General features: G+C 70.9%; 17 protein-coding genes. 12 read left to right on the top strand and 5 right to left on the bottom strand.

Annotation, left to right across the window (positions count from 1 at the left end; translation table 11 throughout):
• Positions 1-79 precede the first annotated feature (79 nt).
• From V7Q31_RS05470 to atzF, 8 genes are all read left to right on the top strand, one after another.
• The gene (locus V7Q31_RS05470) at positions 80-376 is read left to right on the top strand and encodes an aldehyde dehydrogenase (RefSeq protein WP_333832675.1); all 297 of its coding nucleotides are present in this window, start codon (positions 80-82) and stop codon (positions 374-376) included.
• 71 nt (positions 377-447) lie between these two features.
• Positions 448-1,506: a tRNA preQ1(34) S-adenosylmethionine ribosyltransferase-isomerase QueA gene (gene queA, locus V7Q31_RS05465; RefSeq protein WP_333832674.1), complete on the top strand. Its 1,059-nt coding sequence runs from the start codon at positions 448-450 to the stop codon at positions 1,504-1,506.
• Positions 1,507-1,570: 64 nt separating this feature from the next.
• A complete protein-coding gene (locus V7Q31_RS05460) occupies positions 1,571-2,254 on the top strand; it encodes a GntR family transcriptional regulator (protein WP_333832673.1) in 684 nt (227 codons plus the stop codon).
• 211 nt (positions 2,255-2,465) lie between these two features.
• A complete protein-coding gene (locus tag V7Q31_RS05455; protein ID WP_333832672.1) occupies positions 2,466-4,079 on the top strand; it encodes an ABC transporter substrate-binding protein in 1,614 nt (537 codons plus the stop codon).
• A gap of 40 nt (positions 4,080-4,119) precedes the next feature.
• Entirely contained in the window at positions 4,120-5,259 is a 1,140-nt protein-coding gene (locus V7Q31_RS05450) for an ABC transporter permease (protein ID WP_333832671.1), read from the top strand.
• Positions 5,256-6,128 carry an ABC transporter permease gene (locus tag V7Q31_RS05445; protein ID WP_333832670.1) on the top strand — a complete coding sequence of 291 codons (873 nt, stop codon included), beginning with the start codon at positions 5,256-5,258 and terminating at the stop codon, positions 6,126-6,128. The genes V7Q31_RS05450 and V7Q31_RS05445 overlap by 4 nt, the downstream gene beginning before the upstream one ends.
• Complete coding sequence (locus tag V7Q31_RS05440; protein WP_333832669.1) at positions 6,125-7,792, top strand: ABC transporter ATP-binding protein; 1,668 nt, start codon at positions 6,125-6,127, stop codon at positions 7,790-7,792. Before V7Q31_RS05445 ends, V7Q31_RS05440 begins: the two co-directional genes overlap by 4 nt.
• Positions 7,780-9,570: an allophanate hydrolase gene (gene atzF, locus V7Q31_RS05435; RefSeq protein ID WP_333832668.1), complete on the top strand. Its 1,791-nt coding sequence runs from the start codon at positions 7,780-7,782 to the stop codon at positions 9,568-9,570. Before V7Q31_RS05440 ends, atzF begins: the two co-directional genes overlap by 13 nt.
• A gap of 8 nt (positions 9,571-9,578) precedes the next feature.
• Here atzF and V7Q31_RS05430 read toward each other — a convergent pair whose 3' ends face one another.
• From V7Q31_RS05430 to V7Q31_RS05420, 3 genes are all read right to left on the bottom strand, one after another.
• Entirely contained in the window at positions 9,579-9,779 is a 201-nt protein-coding gene (locus V7Q31_RS05430) for a YdcH family protein (protein WP_333832667.1), read from the bottom strand.
• Positions 9,780-9,932: 153 nt separating this feature from the next.
• Positions 9,933-12,647, bottom strand: coding sequence for an esterase-like activity of phytase family protein (locus tag V7Q31_RS05425; RefSeq protein ID WP_333832666.1), 2,715 nt, complete (start codon positions 12,645-12,647; stop codon positions 9,933-9,935).
• Positions 12,648-12,729: 82 nt separating this feature from the next.
• The gene (locus tag V7Q31_RS05420; protein WP_333832665.1) at positions 12,730-14,232 is read right to left on the bottom strand and encodes a sensor histidine kinase; all 1,503 of its coding nucleotides are present in this window, start codon (positions 14,230-14,232) and stop codon (positions 12,730-12,732) included.
• A 141-nt stretch (positions 14,233-14,373) separates the two neighbouring features.
• On the opposite strand from V7Q31_RS05420, the gene rimO reads away from it, so the two are divergent.
• Positions 14,374-15,759, top strand: coding sequence for a 30S ribosomal protein S12 methylthiotransferase RimO (rimO, locus tag V7Q31_RS05415; RefSeq protein WP_333832664.1), 1,386 nt, complete (start codon positions 14,374-14,376; stop codon positions 15,757-15,759).
• 47 nt (positions 15,760-15,806) lie between these two features.
• Here the strand turns inward: rimO and V7Q31_RS05410 are convergent, their stop codons facing one another.
• Together V7Q31_RS05410 and V7Q31_RS05405 are read right to left on the bottom strand one after the other, a co-directional pair.
• The gene (locus V7Q31_RS05410) at positions 15,807-15,986 is read right to left on the bottom strand and encodes a hypothetical protein (RefSeq protein WP_333832663.1); all 180 of its coding nucleotides are present in this window, start codon (positions 15,984-15,986) and stop codon (positions 15,807-15,809) included.
• The gene (locus V7Q31_RS05405) at positions 15,986-17,365 is read right to left on the bottom strand and encodes a porin (protein WP_333832662.1); all 1,380 of its coding nucleotides are present in this window, start codon (positions 17,363-17,365) and stop codon (positions 15,986-15,988) included. The genes V7Q31_RS05410 and V7Q31_RS05405 overlap by 1 nt, the downstream gene beginning before the upstream one ends.
• Positions 17,366-17,558: 193 nt before the next feature.
• On the opposite strand from V7Q31_RS05405, the gene V7Q31_RS05400 reads away from it, so the two are divergent.
• The 3 genes from V7Q31_RS05400 to V7Q31_RS05390 all read left to right on the top strand — a co-directional run.
• Positions 17,559-18,602 (top strand): alpha/beta fold hydrolase, encoded by a 1,044-nt coding sequence (locus V7Q31_RS05400; protein WP_333832661.1) that lies wholly within the window; start codon positions 17,559-17,561, stop codon positions 18,600-18,602.
• Entirely contained in the window at positions 18,592-19,227 is a 636-nt protein-coding gene (locus V7Q31_RS05395) for a hypothetical protein (protein ID WP_333832660.1), read from the top strand. The genes V7Q31_RS05400 and V7Q31_RS05395 overlap by 11 nt, the downstream gene beginning before the upstream one ends.
• Before the next feature lie 17 nt (positions 19,228-19,244).
• The coding region (locus V7Q31_RS05390; protein WP_333832659.1) for a hypothetical protein at positions 19,245-20,856 on the top strand (1,612 nt) is incomplete at its 3' end.

Genomic DNA, 20,856 nt, shown 5'->3' with positions numbered 1-20,856 from the left:
CCGCCCTGAGCGGCGCGCGTTCTTTCAGGACGCGCGCCGCCTCCCGACCCGTCCCTTCCCAAACTCGAGCGATCCGACGATGTTGCGCTTGTCCGCCGCTGTCTTCGCCATCCTCTTCGCCGGCGCCGCCCCCGCCGCAGATTACGGCCTGCTCGTGAACGAGCCGGGCGCCGAAGTGACCTACTACTCGTGCATCCAATGCCATTCCGAGCGCATCATCGCCCAGCAGGGCCTGACGCGCGACCGCTGGGCCGATCTGCTGGTCTGGATGGTCGAGGAGCAGGGCATGCAGCCCCTCGACGAGGAGGATCGCGAGATCATCCTCGACTACCTCTCCACCCACTACAACACCGACCGCCCGAACTTCCCGCGCTGAGGCGGGCGACCGACCCGGCTTGCGTCGGCCTGCGGCCTCGGCGATAGGGCGCGCAGCCGCTGGAGGTCGCGATGCGCGTGGACGAGTTCGATTTCGAGCTGCCCGAAGAGCTGATCGCCCTGCGCCCTGCGCGCCCGCGCCGTGCGGCGCGGCTGCTGGTGGCCGAAGCCGCCCGCACCGCCGATGCGACCGTCGAGGCGCTGCCCGATTTTCTGTGCCCGGGCGATCTGCTGGTCTTCAACGACACGAAGGTGATCCCGGCGCGGCTTTTCGGCGTGCGGCGGCGGGAAACCCGCGACGGTTCGGGCGCGGCGAAAGTCGAGGCGATCCTGCTCAAGCGTCTGGGCGAGGATCTGTGGGAGGCGCTGGCGCGCCCGATCCGCCGGCTCCGCGAGGGGGACGCGCTCGATTTCGCCGGGCTCGGCGCGACGGTGGCCTGGATCGGGGCCGGGGGCGAGGTCGCGCTGCGCTTCGACCGGGGCGAGGCCGCGCTCGACGCCGCCATCGCCGAGACCGGCGTCACGCCGCTGCCGCCCTACATCGCCGGCAAGCGCCCCGCCGACGCCGAAGACGTCGCCGACTACCAGACGATCTTCGCCGAGCGCCCCGGCTCGGTCGCGGCCCCCACCGCCGCGCTGCATTTCGACGAGGCGCTGATCGCGGCGCTGGAGGCGCGCGGGGTGCGCATGACGCGGCTCACCCTGCATGTCGGGGCCGGCACCTTCCTGCCGGTCAAGTCCGAGACCGTCGAGGGCCATCGCATGCACGCCGAATGGGGCGAGATCGGCGCGGCGGCGGCGGAGGCCGTGGCTGAAACCCGCGCCGAAGGCGGGCGGGTGATCGCGGTCGGCACGACGTCGCTGCGCCTGCTCGAGACGTCGGCGCGCGAGACCGGCGCGGTGGCCCCGTGGCGCGGCGAGACCGACATCTTCATCGCGCCGGGCTTCGCCTTCCGCGCCGTGGACGGGCTGATGACGAATTTCCACCTGCCGCGCTCGACGCTGATGATGCTCGTCTCCGCGCTGATGGGGGTCGAGCGCATCCGCGCGCTCTACGCCCACGCCATCGCCGCGCGCTACCGCTTCTACTCCTATGGCGACGCCTCGTTGCTGCTGCCGCGGGCCGACTGACGCGCCACGCTTGGCGGAGGCGTGATTGCATGCGAAACTGCGCGCGATTTGCGCAGGAGCCGCCATGTCCCTCCCCGGTCACGCCAAGGAAACCGCTGTCGAGATGCTTGTGCGGCGGTTGTCGGCCGGGATCGTCGAGGGAGCGCTGGCGCCGGGGGTCCGGCTCGACGAGCAGTCGCTGGCCGAGCGCTTCGAGGTGTCGCGCACGCCGGTCCGCGAGGCGTTGGCGCAGCTTGCGGCGCAAGGGCTGGTCGAGCGGCGCCCGCATCGCGGCGTGGTGGTCGCCGGGCTGTCGATGGAGCGGCTGCTGCATCTGTTCGAGTTGATGACGGAGCTTGAGGGCGTCTGCGCCCGCCTCGCCGCGCTGCGCATGACCGACGCCGAGCGCGCCGCGCTCGCCGCCGATCATCTCGCGGCGCGCGCGCTCGCCGAAGCCGAGGATTCCGAGCGCTACGCCGACGCCAACCGCCTGTTCCACCTCGCGATCTACGACGGCGCGCATAACCCCGAGCTGGTTGGCACCACCCGCGACGTGCGCAACCGCCTCGCGCCCTTCCGCCGCGCGCAGTTCCAGGTGCATGGCCGCCCTTCGGCGAGCTGGCGCGAACACGACGCCGTGGCGCAGGCGATCCTCGCGCGCGATGGCGAGGCGGCCTCGGCCGCGATGCGCGCGCATATCGAGAAGGTGAAGGACGCCTACCGCGCCTTCGCCCATCTCGATGGGCTGCCCGACCGCGCGCCCTCATGAGCGGCGGCGCCGCCCAAACAGGCGCCATTTCGCCATTAATGCCGTATTAACCAGCGCGCAGAAATCCGCCCGCCCACGCGCCGCGCCCGCCTTCGGCGCGATTTCAACATCTTGCCGCGGCGCCGCGAACTGGCGCCGTTCTTGCTATCCTCATTCCAGATTGCATGCGATCCTGCACGCGAAGCGCGGGACGCCACGACAGGAGAGACGGATGGACCGACGCAATTTCCTCAAGACCGCCAGCGCCGCGACCCTCACCGCCGCGTCGCTGCCCTTCCTGCGGGCGCTGCCCGCATCCGCAGCGGGCGGCGACACGATCGTGATGGTGATGGGCCAGACGATCAACAGCCTCGACCTGCACCGCACCGGCACCAACCGCCCCAGCTACCAGATCGCCGTCAACGCCTATGACCGGCTCGTCGGCTTCGGCGTGAAGACCCTGCCGGACGGCTCGCTGAGCTACGACTATTCCACCATCGTCCCCGAAGTGGCCGAAAGCTGGGAGTTCTCCGAGGACGGCCTCGTCATCACCTTCAAGCTGCGCCCCGACGGCAAGTTCCAGGACGGCTCGCCGATCACCGCGCAGGACGTGAAATGGTCCTACGACCGCGCCGTGACCGTCGGCGGCTTCCCGACCACCCAGATGAAGGCGGGCGGGCTGGAGAAGCCCGAACAGTTCGAGGCGGTGGACGACCTCACCTTCCGCGTGACGCTCCTGCGCCCGAGCAAGCTCAGCCTGCCCGACATGGCCGTGCCGGTGCCCTTCATCCTCAACAGCAAGCTCGCGCTCGCCAATGCGACCCCCGACGACCCCTGGGCGATGGAATACGTCCACAAGAACACCATCGGCTCCGGCCCCTTCAAGGTCACCCGCTGGGACCCCGGCCAGCAGCTCGTCTATGAGCGCAATGACGGCTGGACGTCCGGCCCGCTCCCCGAAATCCGCCGCGTGATCGTGCGCGAAGTGCCGAGCCCGGCCACCCGCCGCGCGCTGATCGAGCGCGGCGACGTGCAGATGAGCTTCGACATCCCTAACAAGGACGCCAAGGAGCTGGACGGGACCGAGGGCCTCACCATCAACACCACCCCGGTCGAGAACGCGCTCTACGTGCTCGCCACCAACCTCAATTTCGAGCCGTTCAAGGACAAGCGCGTGCGGCAGGCCGTGGCGTGGTCCGTTCCCTATGACGAAGTGTTCCAGACCGCCGCCTATGGCCGCGGCGTGCCGATGCATGGCGGGCCGTCCTTCACGCCGGAGACCATCGCCTGGCCGCAGCCCGCGCCCTATGCGACCGATCTCGACAAGGCGAAGGCGCTGCTCGAGGAGGCGGGCTACGGGGCCGGCTTCGAAGTGCCGTTCTTCATCGACCTCTCGCAGTCGGACTGGATGGAGCCTGCGGCGCTGCTCATTCAGGAGAACCTCGCCAAGATCGGCATCCGCGCCCCGCTGGAGAAGATCCCCGGCGCGAACTGGCGCACGGCGTCGCTGGTCGAGAAGCGCCTGCCGCTGCATCTGGAGACTTTCGGCGGCTGGCTCAACTATCCCTGCTACTTCTTCTACTGGGCCTATATCGAGGGCAACCTGTTCAACTCGATGAACTACCGCAACGAGGAGATCGAGAAGATGATCCCCGTCGCGCTCCACCTGCCCGAGGACGACCCCGAATACATCGCCATGTGCAAGCGCATGATCGAGATCGCCTGGGAGGACACGCCGCGCATCGCCCTGTGGCAGCCGGCGGTCAACGCGGCCTATCGCGAGATGGCGGGCTACGAGTACTGGTTCCACCGCCAGCCGACGATCCGCGGCTGGACGCGGGTCTGAGGCCTTGGCGGCGTCGGAGATTGCGGGCGCCGAGGGGGTGATGGGGGGGTCGGCGCCGTTCGCGCCGCGCCCTTCTCCCACCGCGCTCGGGCGCTGGCTGAAGGGCGAGCGGCTCGACGAGGGCGCGGCGGCGCTGATCGCCGCGAGCAATGCGGCGGCGAAGGCGCGGCTGGGCATGATCGCCCGGCGCGTGCTGCTCGCGATCCCGGCGCTGGTCGGGGTGGTGCTGGTGAGCTTCATCCTCACCCGCGCTCTGCCGGGCGACCCCGCGGCCTATTTCGCGGGGCCCGCGGCCGACGCTGAATCCATCGCCCAGATTCGCGCCGCCCTCGGCCTCGACCGCTCGCTGCCCGAGCAGTTCCTCGTCTATGTCGGCGATCTGCTGCGCGGCGATCTCGGCCAGTCGATCTCCACCGGGCAACCGGTGGCGGAGGAGCTCGCCCGCCGCCTTCCGGCCTCGCTCGAACTCACGCTTTCGGCGCTGATCCTCTCCACGCTGATCGCCGTGCCGTTGGGGATCGCGGCGGCGGCGAAGCAGGGGACGTGGGTCGACCACGCCTGCCGCGCGCTGGTGACGGCGGGCGTCTCGCTGCCGACCTTCTTCACCGGCATCGCGCTGGTCTATGTGTTCTACTACCTGCTCGGCTGGGCGCCCTCGCCGCTCGGGCGGCTCGATTTCCTCTACCTGCCGCCCGAGCCCGTCACTGGCTTCTACACAATCGACGCAGCCCTCGCCGGCGACTGGGAGACGTTTCGCGGCGCGCTGGCGCAGCTTGCGCTGCCGGCGATCACGCTGGCGCTGTTCACGCTGGCGCCGCTCGCCCGCATGGCCCGCGCAGCGATGCTGGAGGCGCTGGGTTCGGACTATGTCCGCACCGCGCGCGCCGCCGGCCTCGGCCCGCGCAAGGTGCTGTTCGGGGTCGCCTTCTCCAACGCGATGCTGCCGGTCGTCACCACGCTCGGCATGGTTTTCAGCTTCACCCTCGGCGCGAACGTGCTGGTCGAGAAGGTGTTCGCCTGGCCCGGCGTCGGCTCCTACGCCGTCGAGGCGCTGGTGGTGTCGGACTACGCCGCCGTGCAGGGCTTCGTGCTGGCGATGGCGGTGCTGTTCGTGCTGCTGAACCTCGCCATCGACCTGATCTACACGCTGATCGACCCCCGGACCCGGAGCGCTGCATGACCGACGCCGCCATTCCGCGCCCCGCGCCCGGTTTCTGGGCCCATGCGGGGCATGTGCTGCGCGACAACCCGGTGACGGGCTTCGCCTTCGCGATGTTCCTGCTGATCGTGCTCGCGGCGATCTTCGGCCCGGCGCTCGCGCCTTACGACCCGCTCGAATCCAACGCCGCGCGCGCCCTTCAGCCGCCTTCCGCCGATCACTGGTTCGGCACCGACAATCTGGGCCGCGACGTGTTCAGCCGCGTGCTGGTCGCCACAAGGCTCGACCTCACCATCTCGGTCGCCGCCGTCGCGCTCTCTTTCGTCGTGGGCGCTGCGATGGGCGCTGCGGCGGGCTACTGGGGCGGCTGGGTGGACGCAGTGACCGGGCGGATGATCGACACGATCATGGCCTTCCCGCTGTTCGTGCTGGCGATGGGCATCGTGGCGGCGCTCGGCAACACGGTCGAGAACATCATCTACGCCACCGCCATCATCAACCTGCCCTTCTACGCCCGCGTCGCCCGCGCCGAAGTTGCGATCCGCCGCGAGGCGGGCTTCGCGCAGGCGGCGCGGCTCTCGGGCAATTCCGACCTGCGGGTTCTGGCGGTCCACATCTTCCCCAACGCGCTGCCGCCGATGATGGTGCAGCTCTCGCTTAACATGGGCTGGGCGATCCTGAACGCCGCCGGCCTCTCCTTCATCGGCCTCGGCGTGCGGCCCCCCACGCCGGAATGGGGGATCATGGTCGCCGAGGGCGCGAATTTCATCGTCTCGGGCGAGTGGTGGCTCGCGATCTTCCCCGGCCTCTCGCTGATGCTCGCGGTCTTCACCTTCAACCTGCTCGGCGACGGTCTGCGCGATCTGGTGGACCCAAGGAGGCGCACATGAGCGCGCTGCTCGACATCGAGGGCCTGCGCGTCGAGTTCTCGACCCGGAGGGGCCTCGTGCCGGCCGTGCGCGGCCTGTCCTTCTCGCTCGCCAAGGGCGAGACGCTGGGCGTCGTGGGCGAATCCGGCTCCGGCAAGTCTGTCACCTCCTACGCCGTCATGCGCATCCTCGACCGGGGCGGGCGCATCGCCGAGGGGCGCATAACCTATGGCGGCGTCGATCTGCGCGCGGCGTCGGACCGCGAGATGGGGGCGCTGCGCGGGCGCGAGATCGGGATGATCTTCCAGAACCCGCGCGCCGCCCTCAACCCGATCCGCAAGGTAGGGCGGCAGATCGAGGACGTGCTGCTGCGCCATTCACGCGCCACGCGCTCCGACGCCAAGGCGAAGGCGATCGAGGCGCTGAAGGCCGTCGAGATCCGCAACCCCGAGATGCGCTACCACGCCTATCCGTTCGAGCTGTCGGGCGGCATGTGCCAGCGCGTGGTGATCGCGCTCGCCCTCGCCTGCGACCCCCGCCTGCTGATCGCCGACGAGCCGACCACCGGGCTCGACGTCACCACCCAGAAAGCCGTGATGGACCTGATCGCCGATTTGACCAGGGCGCGCGGCATGAGCGCGATCCTCATCACCCACGACCTCGGGCTCGCCGCCGCCTATTGCGACCGCATCGTGGTGATGAAGGATGGCGAGGCGGTCGAGACGGCGCCCTCCGCCGCCATCTTCGCCCGGCCCGCCCACGCCTACACGCGCAAGCTGATGAAGGCGACCGCCCGCCCTGGCGCCGAGCTGCGCGATCTTCTGGAAACCCCCACGCCCGCCCCCGCGCGCCCCGAGATCGGCGCGCCGCTGCTGCGCGTCGAGGGTCTCGAAAAGACCTTCGCGGACGGCACGCGCGCCGTGAAGGGCGTCAGCCTCGACATCCGCTCGGGCGAGAGCGTCGGGCTCGTGGGCGAGTCGGGTTGCGGCAAGTCCACCACCTCCTCGATGATCATGCGCCTGCTGGACCCCACGGCGGGGCGCATCCTGTTCGACGGCGAGGACATCGGCGCGGTTCCGGCCGCCCGCTTCCCCCGCGACCCCCGCCGCGGCGCGATCCAGATGGTGTTCCAGGACGCGACCGACAGCCTCAATCCCCGCTTCACCGCCCGCCGCGCGATCCTCGACCCGCTGCTGAGGCTGACCGGTCTCGACAGCGCCGCGCGCGCGGCGAAAGTGGAGGCGCTGGCCGATCAGGTGGGCCTGCCGAGGCCGCTGCTCGACCGCTTTCCGCATCAGCTCTCGGGCGGCCAGAAGGCCCGCGTCGGCATCGCCCGCGCGCTCGCCACGGGGCCGCGCCTGCTGATCCTCGACGAGCCGACTGCGGCGCTCGACGTCTCGATTCAGGCCGTGGTGCTGAACCTGCTCGCCGATCTGCGCGCGGAGCTGGGGATGTCCTACCTGTTCGTCAGCCACGACCTGCATGTGGTCCGGCTGCTCTGCGACCGGGTGATCGTGATGCGCGACGGCGCCATCGTCGAGGAAGGGACCGCCGAGGCCGTGATGGAGCGCCCGCAGCACCCCTACACCCGCAGCCTGCTCGACGCCGCGCCCGTCCCGCCGGCGCTTCCCGCCGCCGACATGTCCGAGTCTCTCACCACGGAGCCCGCAAGATGCGCGAGCTGAGTTTCGACCGCGACAGCCTCCACGCCTTCTACGCCGAAGGCGGCGACCCGGCGGAGGTGTTGGCCGAAGCGCATCGCCGGCTCGCCGAGGCGGACGATCCGGGGGTGTTCATCGACCTTATCCCGCTCGCCGAAGCGCAGGCGGCGGCGCGCGCGCTGCCGCCCTTCGACACTGACCGCTTCCCTCTCTGGGGTCTGCCTTTCGCCGTGAAGGACAACATCGACGCGGCGGGCCGGCCCACCACCGCCGCCTGTCCCGCCTTCGCCTATGTCCCGTCCGAGGACGCGCCCGCGGTGGCGCGGCTCAGGGCGGCGGGCGCGCTCTGCCTCGGCAAGACCAATCTCGACCAGTTCGCGACCGGCCTCGTCGGCCTGCGCACGCCATACCCCGCCCCGCGCAACGCGCTCGACCCCGATCTGCCGCCGGGTGGGTCGTCCTCCGGCTCGGCGGTGGCGGTGGCGCTCGGCGTCGCCGCCTTCGCGCTCGGCACCGACACCGCCGGCTCGGGGCGCGTGCCCGCCGCGCTCAATGGCGTCGTCGGCCTGAAACCCTCGCTCGGCGCGATCTCGACGCGCGGCGTCGTCCCCGCCTGCCGGACGCTCGACTGCGTGTCGGTCTTCGCGCCGACCGTCGCCGACGCCTGGGCCGCCTTCGCCGCCTGCGCCGGGTTCGACCCCGCCGACCCGTTCTCGCGCGACCGTCCTGCGACGGGCTTCGGCGCCGCCCCCACCGCCTTCCGCCTCGGCGTCCCGAGCACCGCCACCCGCCGCTTCTCGGGCGACGCGCTGCAGGCGGCGAGTTTCGAGGCGGCGCTGGGCCGGCTGCGCGCGCTGGGCGCCGAGATCGTCGAGCTCGATTTCGCGCCGTTCTACGCCTGCGCCGCGCTGCTCTACGAAGGCGCCTGGGTCGCCGAGCGCCTCGCCGCGATCGCCGAATTCCGCGCCGCGCATCCCGGCGCGCTGCACCCGGTCACCGAGCGCATCATCGGCGGCGCCGAGGGCTTGAGCGCGGTGGACGCCTTCCGCGGCCTCTACCGCCTCGCCGAGTTCCGCCGCCAGCTGGAGCCGGTGATCGCCTCCGTGGATCTCATCGCCGTCCCCACGATCCCGACGCTCCATACCCTCGCCGAGATCGGGGCGGACCCCATCGGCCCTAACTCCGATTTCGGGACCTACACCAATTTCGTGAACCTGCTCGACCTGTGCGGGATCGCCGTACCCGTCGATCCCCGCGCGGACGGTCGCCCCGGCTCGGTCACGCTGCTCGCGGCGGCGGGGCGCGACGGGTTGACGGCCTCGGTCGCCGCCGCGCTCCATGCGGCCTACGCGCCGGGGCGCAAGGCGCCGAGCCGCTCCGCGCCGCCCGGCGCCGGCGAAACCGAACTGCTCGCGGTCGGCGCTCACATGACCGGCATGGCCCTTGAGCCGCAGATGCGCGGCTTCGGCGCGCGCCCGCTCGGGCCGGCCCGCACCGCGCCCTGCTACCGCCTCGCCGCGCTGCCCGGCGCACCCGCGCGTCCCGGCCTGACGCGGGTCGCGCAGCGCGGGGCCGCCGTCGAGGCCGAACTCTGGGCGATCCCGACAGACCGGCTCGGCGCGCTGCTCGCCGCGATCCCGGCGCCGCTGGGGCTCGGGCGCGTTCGGCTTGAGGACGGGCGCGAGGTGATCGGCTTTCTCGCCGAGGCGGCGGCCTGCGCGGCGGCGCCCGACATCACGGCATTCGGCGGGTGGCGCGCCTATGTCGCCGCGCAGCAGACGCCGAGCCTAGCCGGCGTCTGAGCGCGCGGTCAGGCGATGATGTCGGGCAGAATCTGATCCTCGATCCGCGCGATCTCGTCGCGCAGGGCGAGCTTGGCTTTCTTCATGCGGCGCAATTCGAGCTGGTCGACGGTCAGCGCGGCGGTCAGCGCCTCGATGCGCGCGTCGAGCGTGCGGTGCTCGGTCTTGAGCGCGGCGAGCCGCGCGCGCAATTCGGTTTCCTCGGCCATCGAGGCGCTCTCCCGCGACTGATGCAGCGCAGCGGCGCGAACTCTACGCCTCCCGAGCGCGCAGGCAAGCGCCGCTGAGAAGCCCCCGAGAAGAAGACCGCGCCCCTTCGCCGGGGCGCGGTCTGTCGGTCGCGAAGCCGCGACGGCCTCGGTTCAGTTCGCGCGCGCCGCAGTCGCGTCGACGCCCTCGACGCGGAGCAGATCGACCGACTGGCCCTTGCCGACTTCGGCGATCATCTCGATCGCCGGATGCGACAGGCGCTCGCGCGCGGCGAAGGTCACTGAGACGCGGCGGTTCGGCGCGAGGCAGGCCTTGAGCGCGTCGCCCGTAACCTCAGGACCGCAGGCGACCAGCGGATCGGTCTCGCCGAGGCCCACCGGCATGACGGTCCCGGTCTCGCCGGTCGCCCGGGCGGTCACGAATTCGGCCACCGCCTGTGCGCGCCTGAGCGAGAGTTCGCGGTTGTAGCCCGCATCGCCGATGCTGTCGGAGTGCCCCTTCACCAGCACCTTCGGCGCCGAGGCGCGCGAGAGATAGGAGGCGAAGAGGTCGAGCAGCGGCTTGTCGGCCTCGCCCAGCGCGGCGCTGTCGAAGTCGAAATGCTCGTCGGCGCCGACGGTTCCGCGATAGACGAAGACAGGGCCCGCGATGGCGCGGATCGTCATCGACTCCGCCGCCGGGGCGAGGTCGGTCCCGATCGACCAGAAGAAGGTCTCGCCCGAGCTGTCGTCCACGCCGTCATTGTCCGTGGAGAGCCAAGCGGTCCCGTCCGGGGCGATGGCCAGCCCCTCGACCTTGTCCACGACATAGCCGCCCCAGCCCTTGAGGTCGGGGATCAGGTCGCGCACCAGCTCCTTCTCGACCACGGGCGCCTCGCCGCCCAGTGGCGCCGGGACCATCTGAGAGGCGGGAACGCGGTAGAGCGCCTTCACCTTCGCGTCGGCTCCGATCTGGTTGTCGCGTTCGACGATGTAGACCCAGTCGCCATGCGCGGCGATGTCTGACAGGCCCATCCAGCCCTTCCCCGGCGTCTCCAGCGGATAGCGCACCGCGCCCCACTCCTTGCTTTCCGTGTCGTAGGAGACGAGCTTCACGAAGCCCTTGGGGTCGTCCTTCCACTCGCGCTGCATCGCGATCCAGAGCGTGTCGCCGATTCGCGTCACGCCTTCGGCGCCGAAGCGGATCTCGCCGGCCAGAAGTTCGGGCGGGAAGGCCACCTCGCCCGTGACCTCTCCCTTGGCGTTCACCCGGTAGAGCGCGTGCGGGATCAGCCGGTCGGCGCGGCCTTCGGAGGCGAGCCAGAAGCCGCCCTTCCCGTCCAGCGCGATCCCTTCGAGGTCGAGCTTCTGGGCCGGCTGGCTGGCGCGGGTCACCGGGGTCGCGGCGACGATTCGCGCAGGCGTCTGGGTGGCGTCGATGGTGAAGATCGTCGGCTGCATCTCGTAGAAGCTGTCGTTGACGGCGTAGATGCGACCCGGAACTTCCGGGTCCGCGACCATGCCCGAGATCGCGCCCCAGGCGATCGGCGTCCCGTCGGGGCCGTCCTCGGAGAGCAGCGTCGGATAGGCGGGCGCGTCGTCCTGAAGCTGGTAGATCATCACATGGGCGCGCACGCCGCCGTCCTCGCCGAGGTCGAGTTCGTTGGCGGTGGCGAACAGCCCGCGCGCGGGGATCGCCACGGCGCCTTCGGGGCTGATCCCGGAGGGGAGCATCTGGACGAATTCGGGTGCGCCGCCGGTGTCGCGATAGACGCCCACGAGCGAGCCGCGCTCGGACAGTACGAAGATGAACGTGTCGTCGCCGAAGCGCGCGACTTCGAGCCCCTCGGGCTCGACCCCTTTCGCGCGCGAGCGATTTTCGGGGTAGTGACCGTGGCGGATGACTTCGTGCTCGAAGGCGGAATTGCTCTCGAACAGCACCTCGCCGGTCTTGGACCAGATGGTGAAGCCGCGCGAGCCGCCCTTCCAGTCGCCTTCATTGGCGGTGACGAGGCGATCGGCGTCGATCCATTTCACCGCATCCGGCTCGCGCAGGCGGCCCGGCTGCGACTGGACCGGGCGGATCGCGCCGTCGCGCGCAAGATCCACCTTCTCAAGATCCACCGCGCCGGCGGAGAAATGCGACAGCACCTCGCCCGCCGCGTTCAGCACGACGATGTGGTTGTTCTCCTGCAACGTGACCGCGATCTCGCCCGCCGCGTTCACATCGACGAATTCCGGCTCGGGGTCTTCGGCGCCGACGGCGGCGAGGCCGGTCACGTCCGCCTTGACCATGGCGGCGCAGTCGGGCGCGCCGTCTTTCAGCGGCAGGATGACGACGAAGCCCGCGGGAAGCTGCGGCAGGCCGCCGTCGCCGAGATCCTCGTCGCGCTCGTTCTCGATGGCGATGGCGAGGAACGACCCGTCCTTGGCGAGTACGGCGCTGTCGGGCTGGCCGCCGAGGTCGCAGCTCTCCGTCACGGCGCCGCTCGCGAGATCGACCAGCTTCAGCACGCCCGACGGCGCGACATAGCTCGGCGAGGTGTTGACCGCGACGAAGGCCGCGCCGCCCAGCACCGTCACCGAAGTCGGCTCGCCGCCCATGTCGATCGCGCCCTTGGGCTGCGGGTTCGCGGGGTCGGAGATGTCGATCATGCCGATCGCGCCGAGCGGGCTGTCGGAATAGACGAGCGTCATGCCGTCGCCCGAGGCGGCGATGATTTCAGGCGAAGTCTCGGTCAGAGGCTCGGCCCCCGCAGGCAGATTCAGGTTCACCGGGAAGGCGGCGATGCGGTTGAAGCTCTGGGCCGCCGCCGAGGAGAGGGCGGGCGCGGCGAGGGCGGTGCTGGCGAGCAGCAGCGCGGCGAGGCTGCGGGCGTGGGTCGGCATGGCGGCTCCCTTTGAAGCGATGGCGCGCCGCTCTGATAGCGGCGCTTCGCGACGGTTCCGTGACGCCGCAGCCCCTTCGGCCTCAGGCGGCGCGCGCGGCCATCCGCAGAGCGGGGACGTCGAGCCGGAACTCCGCCCCGCCGCCCGGCGCGTCCTCCATGCCGAGCGCCCCGCCGAGGGCGCGGGCCGTCTCGCGCGCCAGCGACAGTCCGATCCCGAGCCCCCCCGCCTTGCGCGTCGCCGAGCCGTCGCTCTGCGAGAAGGGCGCGAAGATCGCCTCGCGCAGAGCGTCGGGCACGCCGGGGCCCTGGTCGCACACGCTGAAGCGCAACCCCGCGCCCGGCCAGACCGACACCTCGAGCCGGACGGCGCCCCCGCCATGCCGCACCGCGTTGTGGAGCAGCGCGCCCACCGCCCGGCCGATCCGGCGCGCGTCGCCGATGAAGCGGTCCCGCGCCTCGGGGGCGATTTCGAGCGAGAGCGAGACGCCGCGCGCGGCGGCGCTCTCGGCGAGCGCGTCGAGCTGGCCCTGCGCCAGCGCCTGCGGCTCGAACAGCTCGGGATCGGCGCGGAACTCGCCCGCCGACAGCCGCGACAGCTCGATCATGTCGTCGAAATGGGCCATCAGCCGCGCGCCCGCCTCGCGCATCGCGGCGAGGCGGGCGCGGTCCTTCTCGTCGCGAGGCTCGGCGTCCATCAGCGCCGCGAAGCCCAGAAGCGCGTTGAGCGGCGTGCGCACCTCGTGGCTCAGGCGGGCGAGGAACTCGGCCTTGAGGCCGTTGGCCGCCGCCTCGGCCCGGCGCGCCGCCACGACGTCGGCGCGCGCCTGCTCGGACGCTTCCAGCGCCTCGGCGAGGTCGTTGCGCGCCTCCGCCAGTTCGGCGTTCGCGCGCATCAGCCCGCCCGCCGCCTCGTCGAGCCGCGTATGGGCGCGCTCCATCCGGGCGAGCCCGCGGGCGAACACGAAGCGCCCCTGCAACAACAGGATCAGCACCGTCAACCCGAGGCTCGCGCGCCAGATGAGGCTGTGGCGGTCGTCCCAGAGCGCGCCTTCGGCCGAGCGCAGATCGTCGATCTTCACCAGTCGCGCCTCGAGCGTCGGGAAGGCGTCGGCGATCCGCCGCAGCGCCTCGGCCTGCTCGGGCGCGGCCTCGGCGATCAGGCGCGCATCGGCGGCGAACTGCGCCAGCCGCGCGCAGGGCGGCGCGTTGGCGTCGCCCGGATCGGGGAACGTCTCGTCGAGCGCGCCCGTCGCAGCCCAGCCGCCAGCGCCGTCGGGACGACAGATCGAGACCGCCTCGATCCGCGCGACCTGATCCGCGATGGCGGCGCGGATCCGCTCGCGCCGGGCAACCGAGCCTTCGAGCTGTTGCGCGAGGCGCGCGACGGCGCCGATCGCCACGATCTCTGCGCCAATGCGCGCCTCGACGTCGCGATAGGCGTCGCGGTGGCGGTCGGCGACCTCGCTGATCAGGAACAGCGCGCCGAGCGCGGCGACGATCACGGCGAGGCTCGCCGCGTAGCGCCGCCGCAGCGCCCGCGCCTCTTCCGCATAGTCGGCGTGTGAGCCCGCATCTCCCGCCATGCCCGGCATCTCTTCGAACGACATGGAGAAACCGTAAACCCGCGAGACCGGTTTCGCCACCGCAGCGTGCGCCGCAGCCCCTGCGCCACCGAGATGGGCGCACTCGCCATAAGCCCGACGCGCGCGTATAAGCCGCGTCCCATGAGCAACCCGCCCGACCTCCGCCCCGACCGCGCCGCGCCCGCGCTGACCGCCGACGCGCCCCGCCCCGGCCAGCCGCGCGTCGGCATGGTGTCGCTCGGCTGCCCCAAGGCGCTGGTCGACAGCGAGCGCATCCTGACCCGCCTGCGCGCCGAGGGCTATGCCATCTCGCCCGACTACGCCGGCGCCGACGCGGTGATCGTGAACACCTGCGGCTTTCTCGACAGCGCCAAGGCTGAGAGCCTCGACGCCATCGGCGAGGCGCTGGCGGAGAACGGGCGGGTCATCGTGACCGGCTGCCTCGGCGCGGACGAGAACGTGATCCGTTCGGCGCACCCATCTGTGCTCGCCGTCACCGGGCCGCAGGCCTATGAGGACGTGATGGCCGCCGTGCACGAGGCCGTCCCGCCCGCCCCCGACCCTTTCTTCGACCTGATCCCGGCGGGCGCCGTGCGGCTGACCCCGCGACACTACGCCTATCTCAAGATCTCCGAAGGCTGCGACCACCAGTGCCGCTTCTGCATCATCCCCTCGATGCGCGGAAAGCTGGTCTCGCGCCCGGCGGCGGCGGTGCTGCGCGAGGCGGAGAAACTGGTCGAGAGCGGCGTGCGCGAGATCCTCGTCATCAGCCAGGACACCTCGGCCTACGGCAAGGATCTGGGCCATGCCGCGAGCCGCTGGCGCGACCGCGAGGCGCGCGCCCATGTGACCGACCTCGCCCGCGATCTGGGGCGCCTCGGGGCGTGGGTGCGGCTGCACTACGTCTATCCCTATCCGCATGTCGATCAGTTGATCCCGCTGATGGCCGAAGGGCTGGTCCTCCCGTATCTCGACATCCCCTTCCAGCATGCGAGCCCTAAGGTGCTGCGCGCGATGCGCCGGCCCGCCAACGAGGCGAAGACGCTCGACCGCATCCGCCGCTGGCGCGAGACCTGCCCGGAGCTGGCGATCCGCTCGACCTTCATCGTCGGCTTTCCCGGCGAGACCGAGGACGACTTCCGGCATCTGCTCGACTGGCTGGAGGAGGCGCAGCTCGATCGCGTCGGCGCTTTCCAATATGAGGACGTCGCCGGGGCGGCGGCCAACGCCCTGCCTGGCCATGTGCCCGCGGAGGTGAAGGCCGAACGCCATGCGCGGTTCATGGAGGCGGCGGCGCGGATTTCCGCGGCGCGGCTGCAGGCGCGGGTGGGAACGCGCTGCGCGGTGCTGATCGACGAGGTGGACGAAGACGGCGCGGCGGGGCGGTCTTACGGAGAGGCGCCGGAGATCGACGGCGAAGTGTTCATCGACGCCGATTTCGCAGATCTCGCGCCGGGCGATCTGGTCGAGGTCGAAATCGACGAGGCCGACGACCACGACCTTTGGGGCGCGCGGCTGCGCGCCTAGAGCGGAGATCGACCAGCTTCTTTCAGGTCGGTCTCCGCTCCAGCGCGTCAAGGCGCCGCCGGGGTCTCCGGATCGCTCCCGATCAGCAGGAACTCGCCGCTCGGCCCGCTCAGCAGCCCGGGCCGTTGTTGCAGTTCCGCCGGGCCGGCCATCGGCGGCGTTCCGGGCCGCACGCCTGCGCAGCCCCCCAACGCCGCCAGCGCGGCGAGGATGACGAGGGCCCGCATCAGAACCGCACCATCGCGCCGGTCTGCAGCACGGTCATGTCGTTGTAGTCGAAGCTGTCGCTGTCGAGGGTGAGGAAGTTGATGTTGGCGTAGAGCTCCAGTCCCAGCGGATCGACATTCTGCGAGAAGCCGACACCCACCATCTCGCCTTTCTCGTCGACGGCGGCGAATTCGTCGTAGCTGGCGTAGTTCACCGCGAAGCCGGTGCGGCCGAACTCCCAGATGTCGGTGACGTAGGCGAGCTTGCCGTACCAGTAGAACGGCTCGTTGGCGCGGTCGTCGAACTCCTTGCGGGCGACGGCGCCGACGAGGCTGATCCCGTCATACCACGCGTCGTTTCCGGCGAGGCGGATGGTGCCCGAAGCGCTCATGCCGTCGAAGCCGCCAGCGCTCTCCTCGTCCGCCCAGTAGGAGGCGCCCACGAGGAACTGCGCCCAGTCGGTCGAGCCCGACCAGCGCAGCGCGGCGTCGTAGGCGTCGTCGGCGGCGACCGAGGCCGAGAGCTGGAAGCCCGCGACGACCGGGGTGTTGTAGCGGATGCGGTCGCGGCGGCTGAGCCCGTCGAGGCTGTCCATCGCGGCGAACACGCTGCGGCCCTGGATGCCGGCGGTCGCCGGATCGGTGTCCACGATGCCGGCGTCGTCGGTGAAGAGCATCCCGCCATAGCCGAAATGGATCGACGGCCAAGCGGGGGTGGTGACGCCGGAGATGTCGAGCTCCGACGTGCCGTCCGACGCCATCCAGCCATGGCCGAGGAAGACTGAGCCGTAACGGTTGTTGCTCAAGCCGAGGTCGAGCAGGCGGCGGCTGATCTGCTCGTTTCCGCTCTGGTTCAGCTGGTTGACCGTGAGCGAGCGGTTGCTGAGATACTCGAACTCGAACAGCGACAGCGCCTTCCACCCCTCGTATTCGGCTGTCTCGCCGAGGATGCGGAAGCGGGTCGAGGCGTTCTCGTTGTCGACGAAATAGGCGTCGGTGTCGTTGCCGTCGTCCACCGTGTTGATCGAGCGGTTGATCTGGCCCGACAGGGTGAGGCGGAAGCGGTCGTTGCCGGTGCCGAGGACGCCGGTGCGGCGGCCTTCGGGGGCGGCGGGGTAGAAGGGGTGGCCCGAGACGCCTTCGGTCGGCGGCTGCTGGATCGTGACGGCGCCGCTGGGGGCGCGGGCGACGATCGGCTGGGCGGCTGGGGCCGCGGCCGGGATGGGGGCTGCGGCCTGAGCGACCTGGAGGGCCTGCACCTGCGCCATCAGCGCCTGCACTTGCGCCTCGAGGGCTGCGATGCGGGCGTCGTCGGCCAGCGCCGCGTGCGGCGCCGCCGCAAGGCAGGCGACGGCCGTGGCGGCGCGCAGTTGCGCGCGCCGAACTGATGCGAGGGTCATGCTGTTTCTCCCGCTCGGATCGCCGTTCGTCGGCGATTTGATTGTTGCGCCGCAGCATATTCACGCCGCAAACACCGCCTCGTGGAAACAGCGTAAGAAAAAGGCGACTCACGGTCAATCGACAGTTGCGCGCGCTCTTGGCGTGCGGCTACGGGTGGTGCGCGAGGGGACGGCCTCAGACGGGAGCGAGTCGATGCTGGAGGCGACGATCGGGGGGCGCACCGCCCGCTTTCGCCTCGACGGGCGGCCCGGCGCGCCGGTGCTGGCGCTGGTCAACGGCCTCACGCAATATTCGAGCCTGTGGGACGGCTACGCGGCCCATTTCACCGCGCGCGGCTGGCGGGTTCTGCGCTTCGACATGCTGGGGCAGGGCGACAGCGACAAACCCGCGCTCGGCGTCGAATTCGAGGATCACTGGCGCACGCTGGAGGCGATCCTCGACGCGGCGGGCGTGGCGCAGGCGCATGTCGCGGGCATCTCCTTCGGCGGCACGGTGGCGACCCAGTTCGCCTGCGAGAGGCCAGAGCGCTGCGCCAGCCTGATCGCGATGAGCTGCTTCGCGGAGATGCCGCCGCAGCTCTACATGCTGGGCTGCGGGCTCTACGAGGCGCTGACGCAAGTCGGGCTGTCCTCGCTGCAACGCTGGCTCATGCCGATGAACATGAGCGACGACTGGCTGGAGGCCAACGGCCCCGCCCTGCCCGAGATGATGCGGCGGGGCTACGCGATCAACGATCTCTACGCGCTGCAGAACCTGATGGAATCGGTGCAGCATTTCCGCCCGATCACGGATCTTCTGGGGCGGATAACCTGCCCGACGCTGATCCTGAACGGCGAGCACGACTTCTTCACCCCGCGCAAGTGCCACGAGGTGCTGCGCAGGGGGATCGCGCACTCGCGGCTGGTGATCGTGCAGCACGCCTACCACGCCTACACGCTGGAGCATCCCGCGATCACGATGCGGCTGATGGGGGCGTTTCTGGACCATGCGCGCGCTGGGACATGGCCGGGCGACCAGAGCGTGTGGGTCGCCGACGACGACGCGGAGGCGCCCGAGCCGTGGTTCCCCTGCCCCGGCGACCACATGCGCGCCGTGCCGCTGCCGCAGTCGGGGCCTCAGTCGGGGCCGCATTCGGGGCCGCGCGCCGAGCCGACGCCGATCGCCCCCGCGACGCCGAAAACCGTCGCGCGCAAGCCCGCAGCGCCGCGCCGCAGGAAGGCCGCCGATGCGTCTTGAGACTTACGACCGCATCCGCGCGCGCATCGAAGCCGAGGGCTTCACGCCGGCGACGCAGACCCGGATCGCGCTGTTTCTGGCGGCGAGCAAGGCGGTGAACCTGCCGGCGCTCACGCTGGCTGCGGCGGGGCCGGCGCGCAACCCGGCGTGGCTGGCGCTGTCCTCACAGCTTTTCCGCGAGACCGAGGCGCTGGGCGTGCTCGCGCGGATCACGGAGTGGTCGCCCGATCCCTTCGTCTGGGCCGAGGCGCAGGGGCTCGCGGCCCCGCTCTGGGCGGCGGCGGCGGAGGCGGGCTTTCGCGGCTTCGGGATGGGGCATGCGGGCCTCGGGCTCGACGCGATGGCGCTCGGCCATGCGCTGCTCGCGCGCATCCGGCTGGCGCCGATCATCCCGGAGAGCGCGGCGCAGACGCCCTTCGCCGTGGCGCTGCTCAGAATCGAACAGGAGAACGGCCGCCTGATGCAGACCCAGATCCGGCTGCTGAAGGATGGCTATCAGGCGCTGCCGCTCGCGTCGCGCGAGAATGCGGTGGCGGCGAAATCCGCGCTGGTGGACGCCGCCTTCGGGCGGTTTCTCGACGCGCTCGGCGCCGGAGAGCCGGTGGCCGCGAGACCGACGACATAAGAACAGGGGAGACGTCCATGCTGTCGCGAAAGCGGTTTTCGATGGTTCTGGGAGCGGCGCTCGCGCTCGCGCTGACGGCGCAGGCCCCGGCGGCGCTGGCGCAGCTTCTGGCCGAGCCGGTCACGGGGCGGTCCTCGGTGGCGGCGCATGACGCGCTGAAAGTCACCGTCGCGCTGCCGGAGTTCCGCATCGGCGGGGCCTACGACCTCGACGACCCCGCGTCCTGGGAGAATGGCGGCGTCGGCGGGACGACGCTGGAGAGCCTCGGCGCAGGCCCGCTCAAGATGTCCTACATCGCCGTGGGCACGCCGCAGCGCGACGCAGAGGGACGGATCGTCAACGCGGTCGTCATCCCCTCCTTCTACTCGGGCGATGCGACGACGATGTACGCGCAATGGGTCGAGGGCACGGCGCTGTCGGGCGGGCCCGTGGTCGGCCCCGGGGAGATCATCGACACCGACCGCTTCTATGTGGTGATGTTCGACGCGATCGGGCTGTGGGGCGCGGGCAAGCCCTCGGAAGGGCTCGGGCTCGACTTCCCGCAATACAGCTATTTCGACATGGTCCAGTCGCAGTACCGCGTGCTGCGCGACCATCTGAACGTCGGCCGCGTCGCTCTGGTGACGGGCGTGTCGATGGGCGCCACCCAGACGCATCTCTGGGGCGTGATGCACAGCCCCTCGGGCTTCGTGCGCGCAGTCATGCCGATCGGCGGCGCGACGCAGGAGGACGGCGCCGACCCGGTGCGCAAATGGGTGTTCCAGCTCGCCACCGCCGGGCTCGAGAGCGACCCGGTCTGGCGCGAGACGGGCGGGCGCTACTACCATCTGCCCAAGGAGCAGCACCCCAATCAGGGCGTGGAGTTCCACTGGTCGGCGCTGCTGCACACCGGCTTCGACTTCGACTTCCGCGTCCAGCAGCCCTGGGACACGGTGCGCAAGGACGTGTTCTTCTGGGATCCGTCGGACGAGACCGACAGCGCCAATCTCAAGGGGCTGGCGAGCAATTTCGACGCGGTGGACCTGTTCTACCGCAACCGCACCGGGACGACCTACAACATCAACGACGATCTGCGCCGCTCGCGCGCCGACACGCTGGTGATGCATGTCGAGAACGACCAGTGGCTGCCGGCGCGGCTCGCCCGCGCCTCGGCCGAGCGCATCCCCGGCGCGCGCTTCGTCTCGGAGGAGAGCCCTTTCTCGCATTACGCGATCTTCGGGATGCCCAACAAGCTGCGCGACGATCCGGCCTTCCGCGACTTCATGCAGGCGGTGTCGATGTACGCCGCGGAGCCCGCAGCCGCGCTGCCGAACTTCACGGTTCCGCATGTCCGCACGCCGGTCGATCCCGAAAAGTCCTTCTGGAAGGACCACATGGTCTATCCCTTCCCCGTGAAGTTCGAGACCGGGACGGACGCGAAGGGCCGGGCGTGGGAGATCGGCTACATGGACGAATATCTCGGCGACGACGCCAATCCGCCGACGCTGGTGATCATCCACGGCAAGGGCGCCTTCGGCGGGCACTACGGCAACATCATGGAGCATGCGCTGCGGCGGGGGATGCGGGTGATCGTGCCCGACCTGCCGCATTACGGCATGTCCGGACCCGGCAACCTGCACCTCGACGAGT

The organism is Rubrimonas sp. (assembly GCF_036788415.1).
Lineage (GTDB): Bacteria > Pseudomonadota > Alphaproteobacteria > Rhodobacterales > Rhodobacteraceae > Rubrimonas.
The sequence above is the reverse complement of the archived record's forward strand: the minus strand, read 5'-3'. Positions and strand labels throughout refer to the sequence as shown.

Excerpts from the sequence above, each read along its gene's own strand:
- V7Q31_RS05405 (WP_333832662.1), bottom strand. The coding sequence starts at position 17,365 with ATGACCCTCGCATCAGTTCGGCGCGCGCAACTGCGCGCCGCCACGGCC.
- V7Q31_RS05470 (WP_333832675.1), top strand. The coding sequence starts at position 80 with ATGTTGCGCTTGTCCGCCGCTGTCTTCGCCATCCTCTTCGCCGGCGCC.
- queA (WP_333832674.1), top strand. The coding sequence starts at position 448 with ATGCGCGTGGACGAGTTCGATTTCGAGCTGCCCGAAGAGCTGATCGCC.
- V7Q31_RS05410 (WP_333832663.1), bottom strand. The coding sequence starts at position 15,986 with ATGCGGGCCCTCGTCATCCTCGCCGCGCTGGCGGCGTTGGGGGGCTGC.
- atzF (WP_333832668.1), top strand. The coding sequence starts at position 7,780 with ATGCGCGAGCTGAGTTTCGACCGCGACAGCCTCCACGCCTTCTACGCC.
- V7Q31_RS05440 (WP_333832669.1), top strand. The coding sequence starts at position 6,125 with ATGAGCGCGCTGCTCGACATCGAGGGCCTGCGCGTCGAGTTCTCGACC.
- V7Q31_RS05455 (WP_333832672.1), top strand. The coding sequence starts at position 2,466 with ATGGACCGACGCAATTTCCTCAAGACCGCCAGCGCCGCGACCCTCACC.
- V7Q31_RS05425 (WP_333832666.1), bottom strand. The coding sequence starts at position 12,647 with ATGCCGACCCACGCCCGCAGCCTCGCCGCGCTGCTGCTCGCCAGCACC.
- V7Q31_RS05460 (WP_333832673.1), top strand. The coding sequence starts at position 1,571 with ATGTCCCTCCCCGGTCACGCCAAGGAAACCGCTGTCGAGATGCTTGTG.
- rimO (WP_333832664.1), top strand. The coding sequence starts at position 14,374 with ATGAGCAACCCGCCCGACCTCCGCCCCGACCGCGCCGCGCCCGCGCTG.
- V7Q31_RS05420 (WP_333832665.1), bottom strand. The coding sequence starts at position 14,232 with ATGGCGGGAGATGCGGGCTCACACGCCGACTATGCGGAAGAGGCGCGG.
- V7Q31_RS05430 (WP_333832667.1), bottom strand. The coding sequence starts at position 9,779 with ATGGCCGAGGAAACCGAATTGCGCGCGCGGCTCGCCGCGCTCAAGACC.
- V7Q31_RS05450 (WP_333832671.1), top strand. The coding sequence starts at position 4,120 with ATGGGGGGGTCGGCGCCGTTCGCGCCGCGCCCTTCTCCCACCGCGCTC.
- V7Q31_RS05395 (WP_333832660.1), top strand. The coding sequence starts at position 18,592 with ATGCGTCTTGAGACTTACGACCGCATCCGCGCGCGCATCGAAGCCGAG.
- V7Q31_RS05445 (WP_333832670.1), top strand. The coding sequence starts at position 5,256 with ATGACCGACGCCGCCATTCCGCGCCCCGCGCCCGGTTTCTGGGCCCAT.
- V7Q31_RS05400 (WP_333832661.1), top strand. The coding sequence starts at position 17,559 with ATGCTGGAGGCGACGATCGGGGGGCGCACCGCCCGCTTTCGCCTCGAC.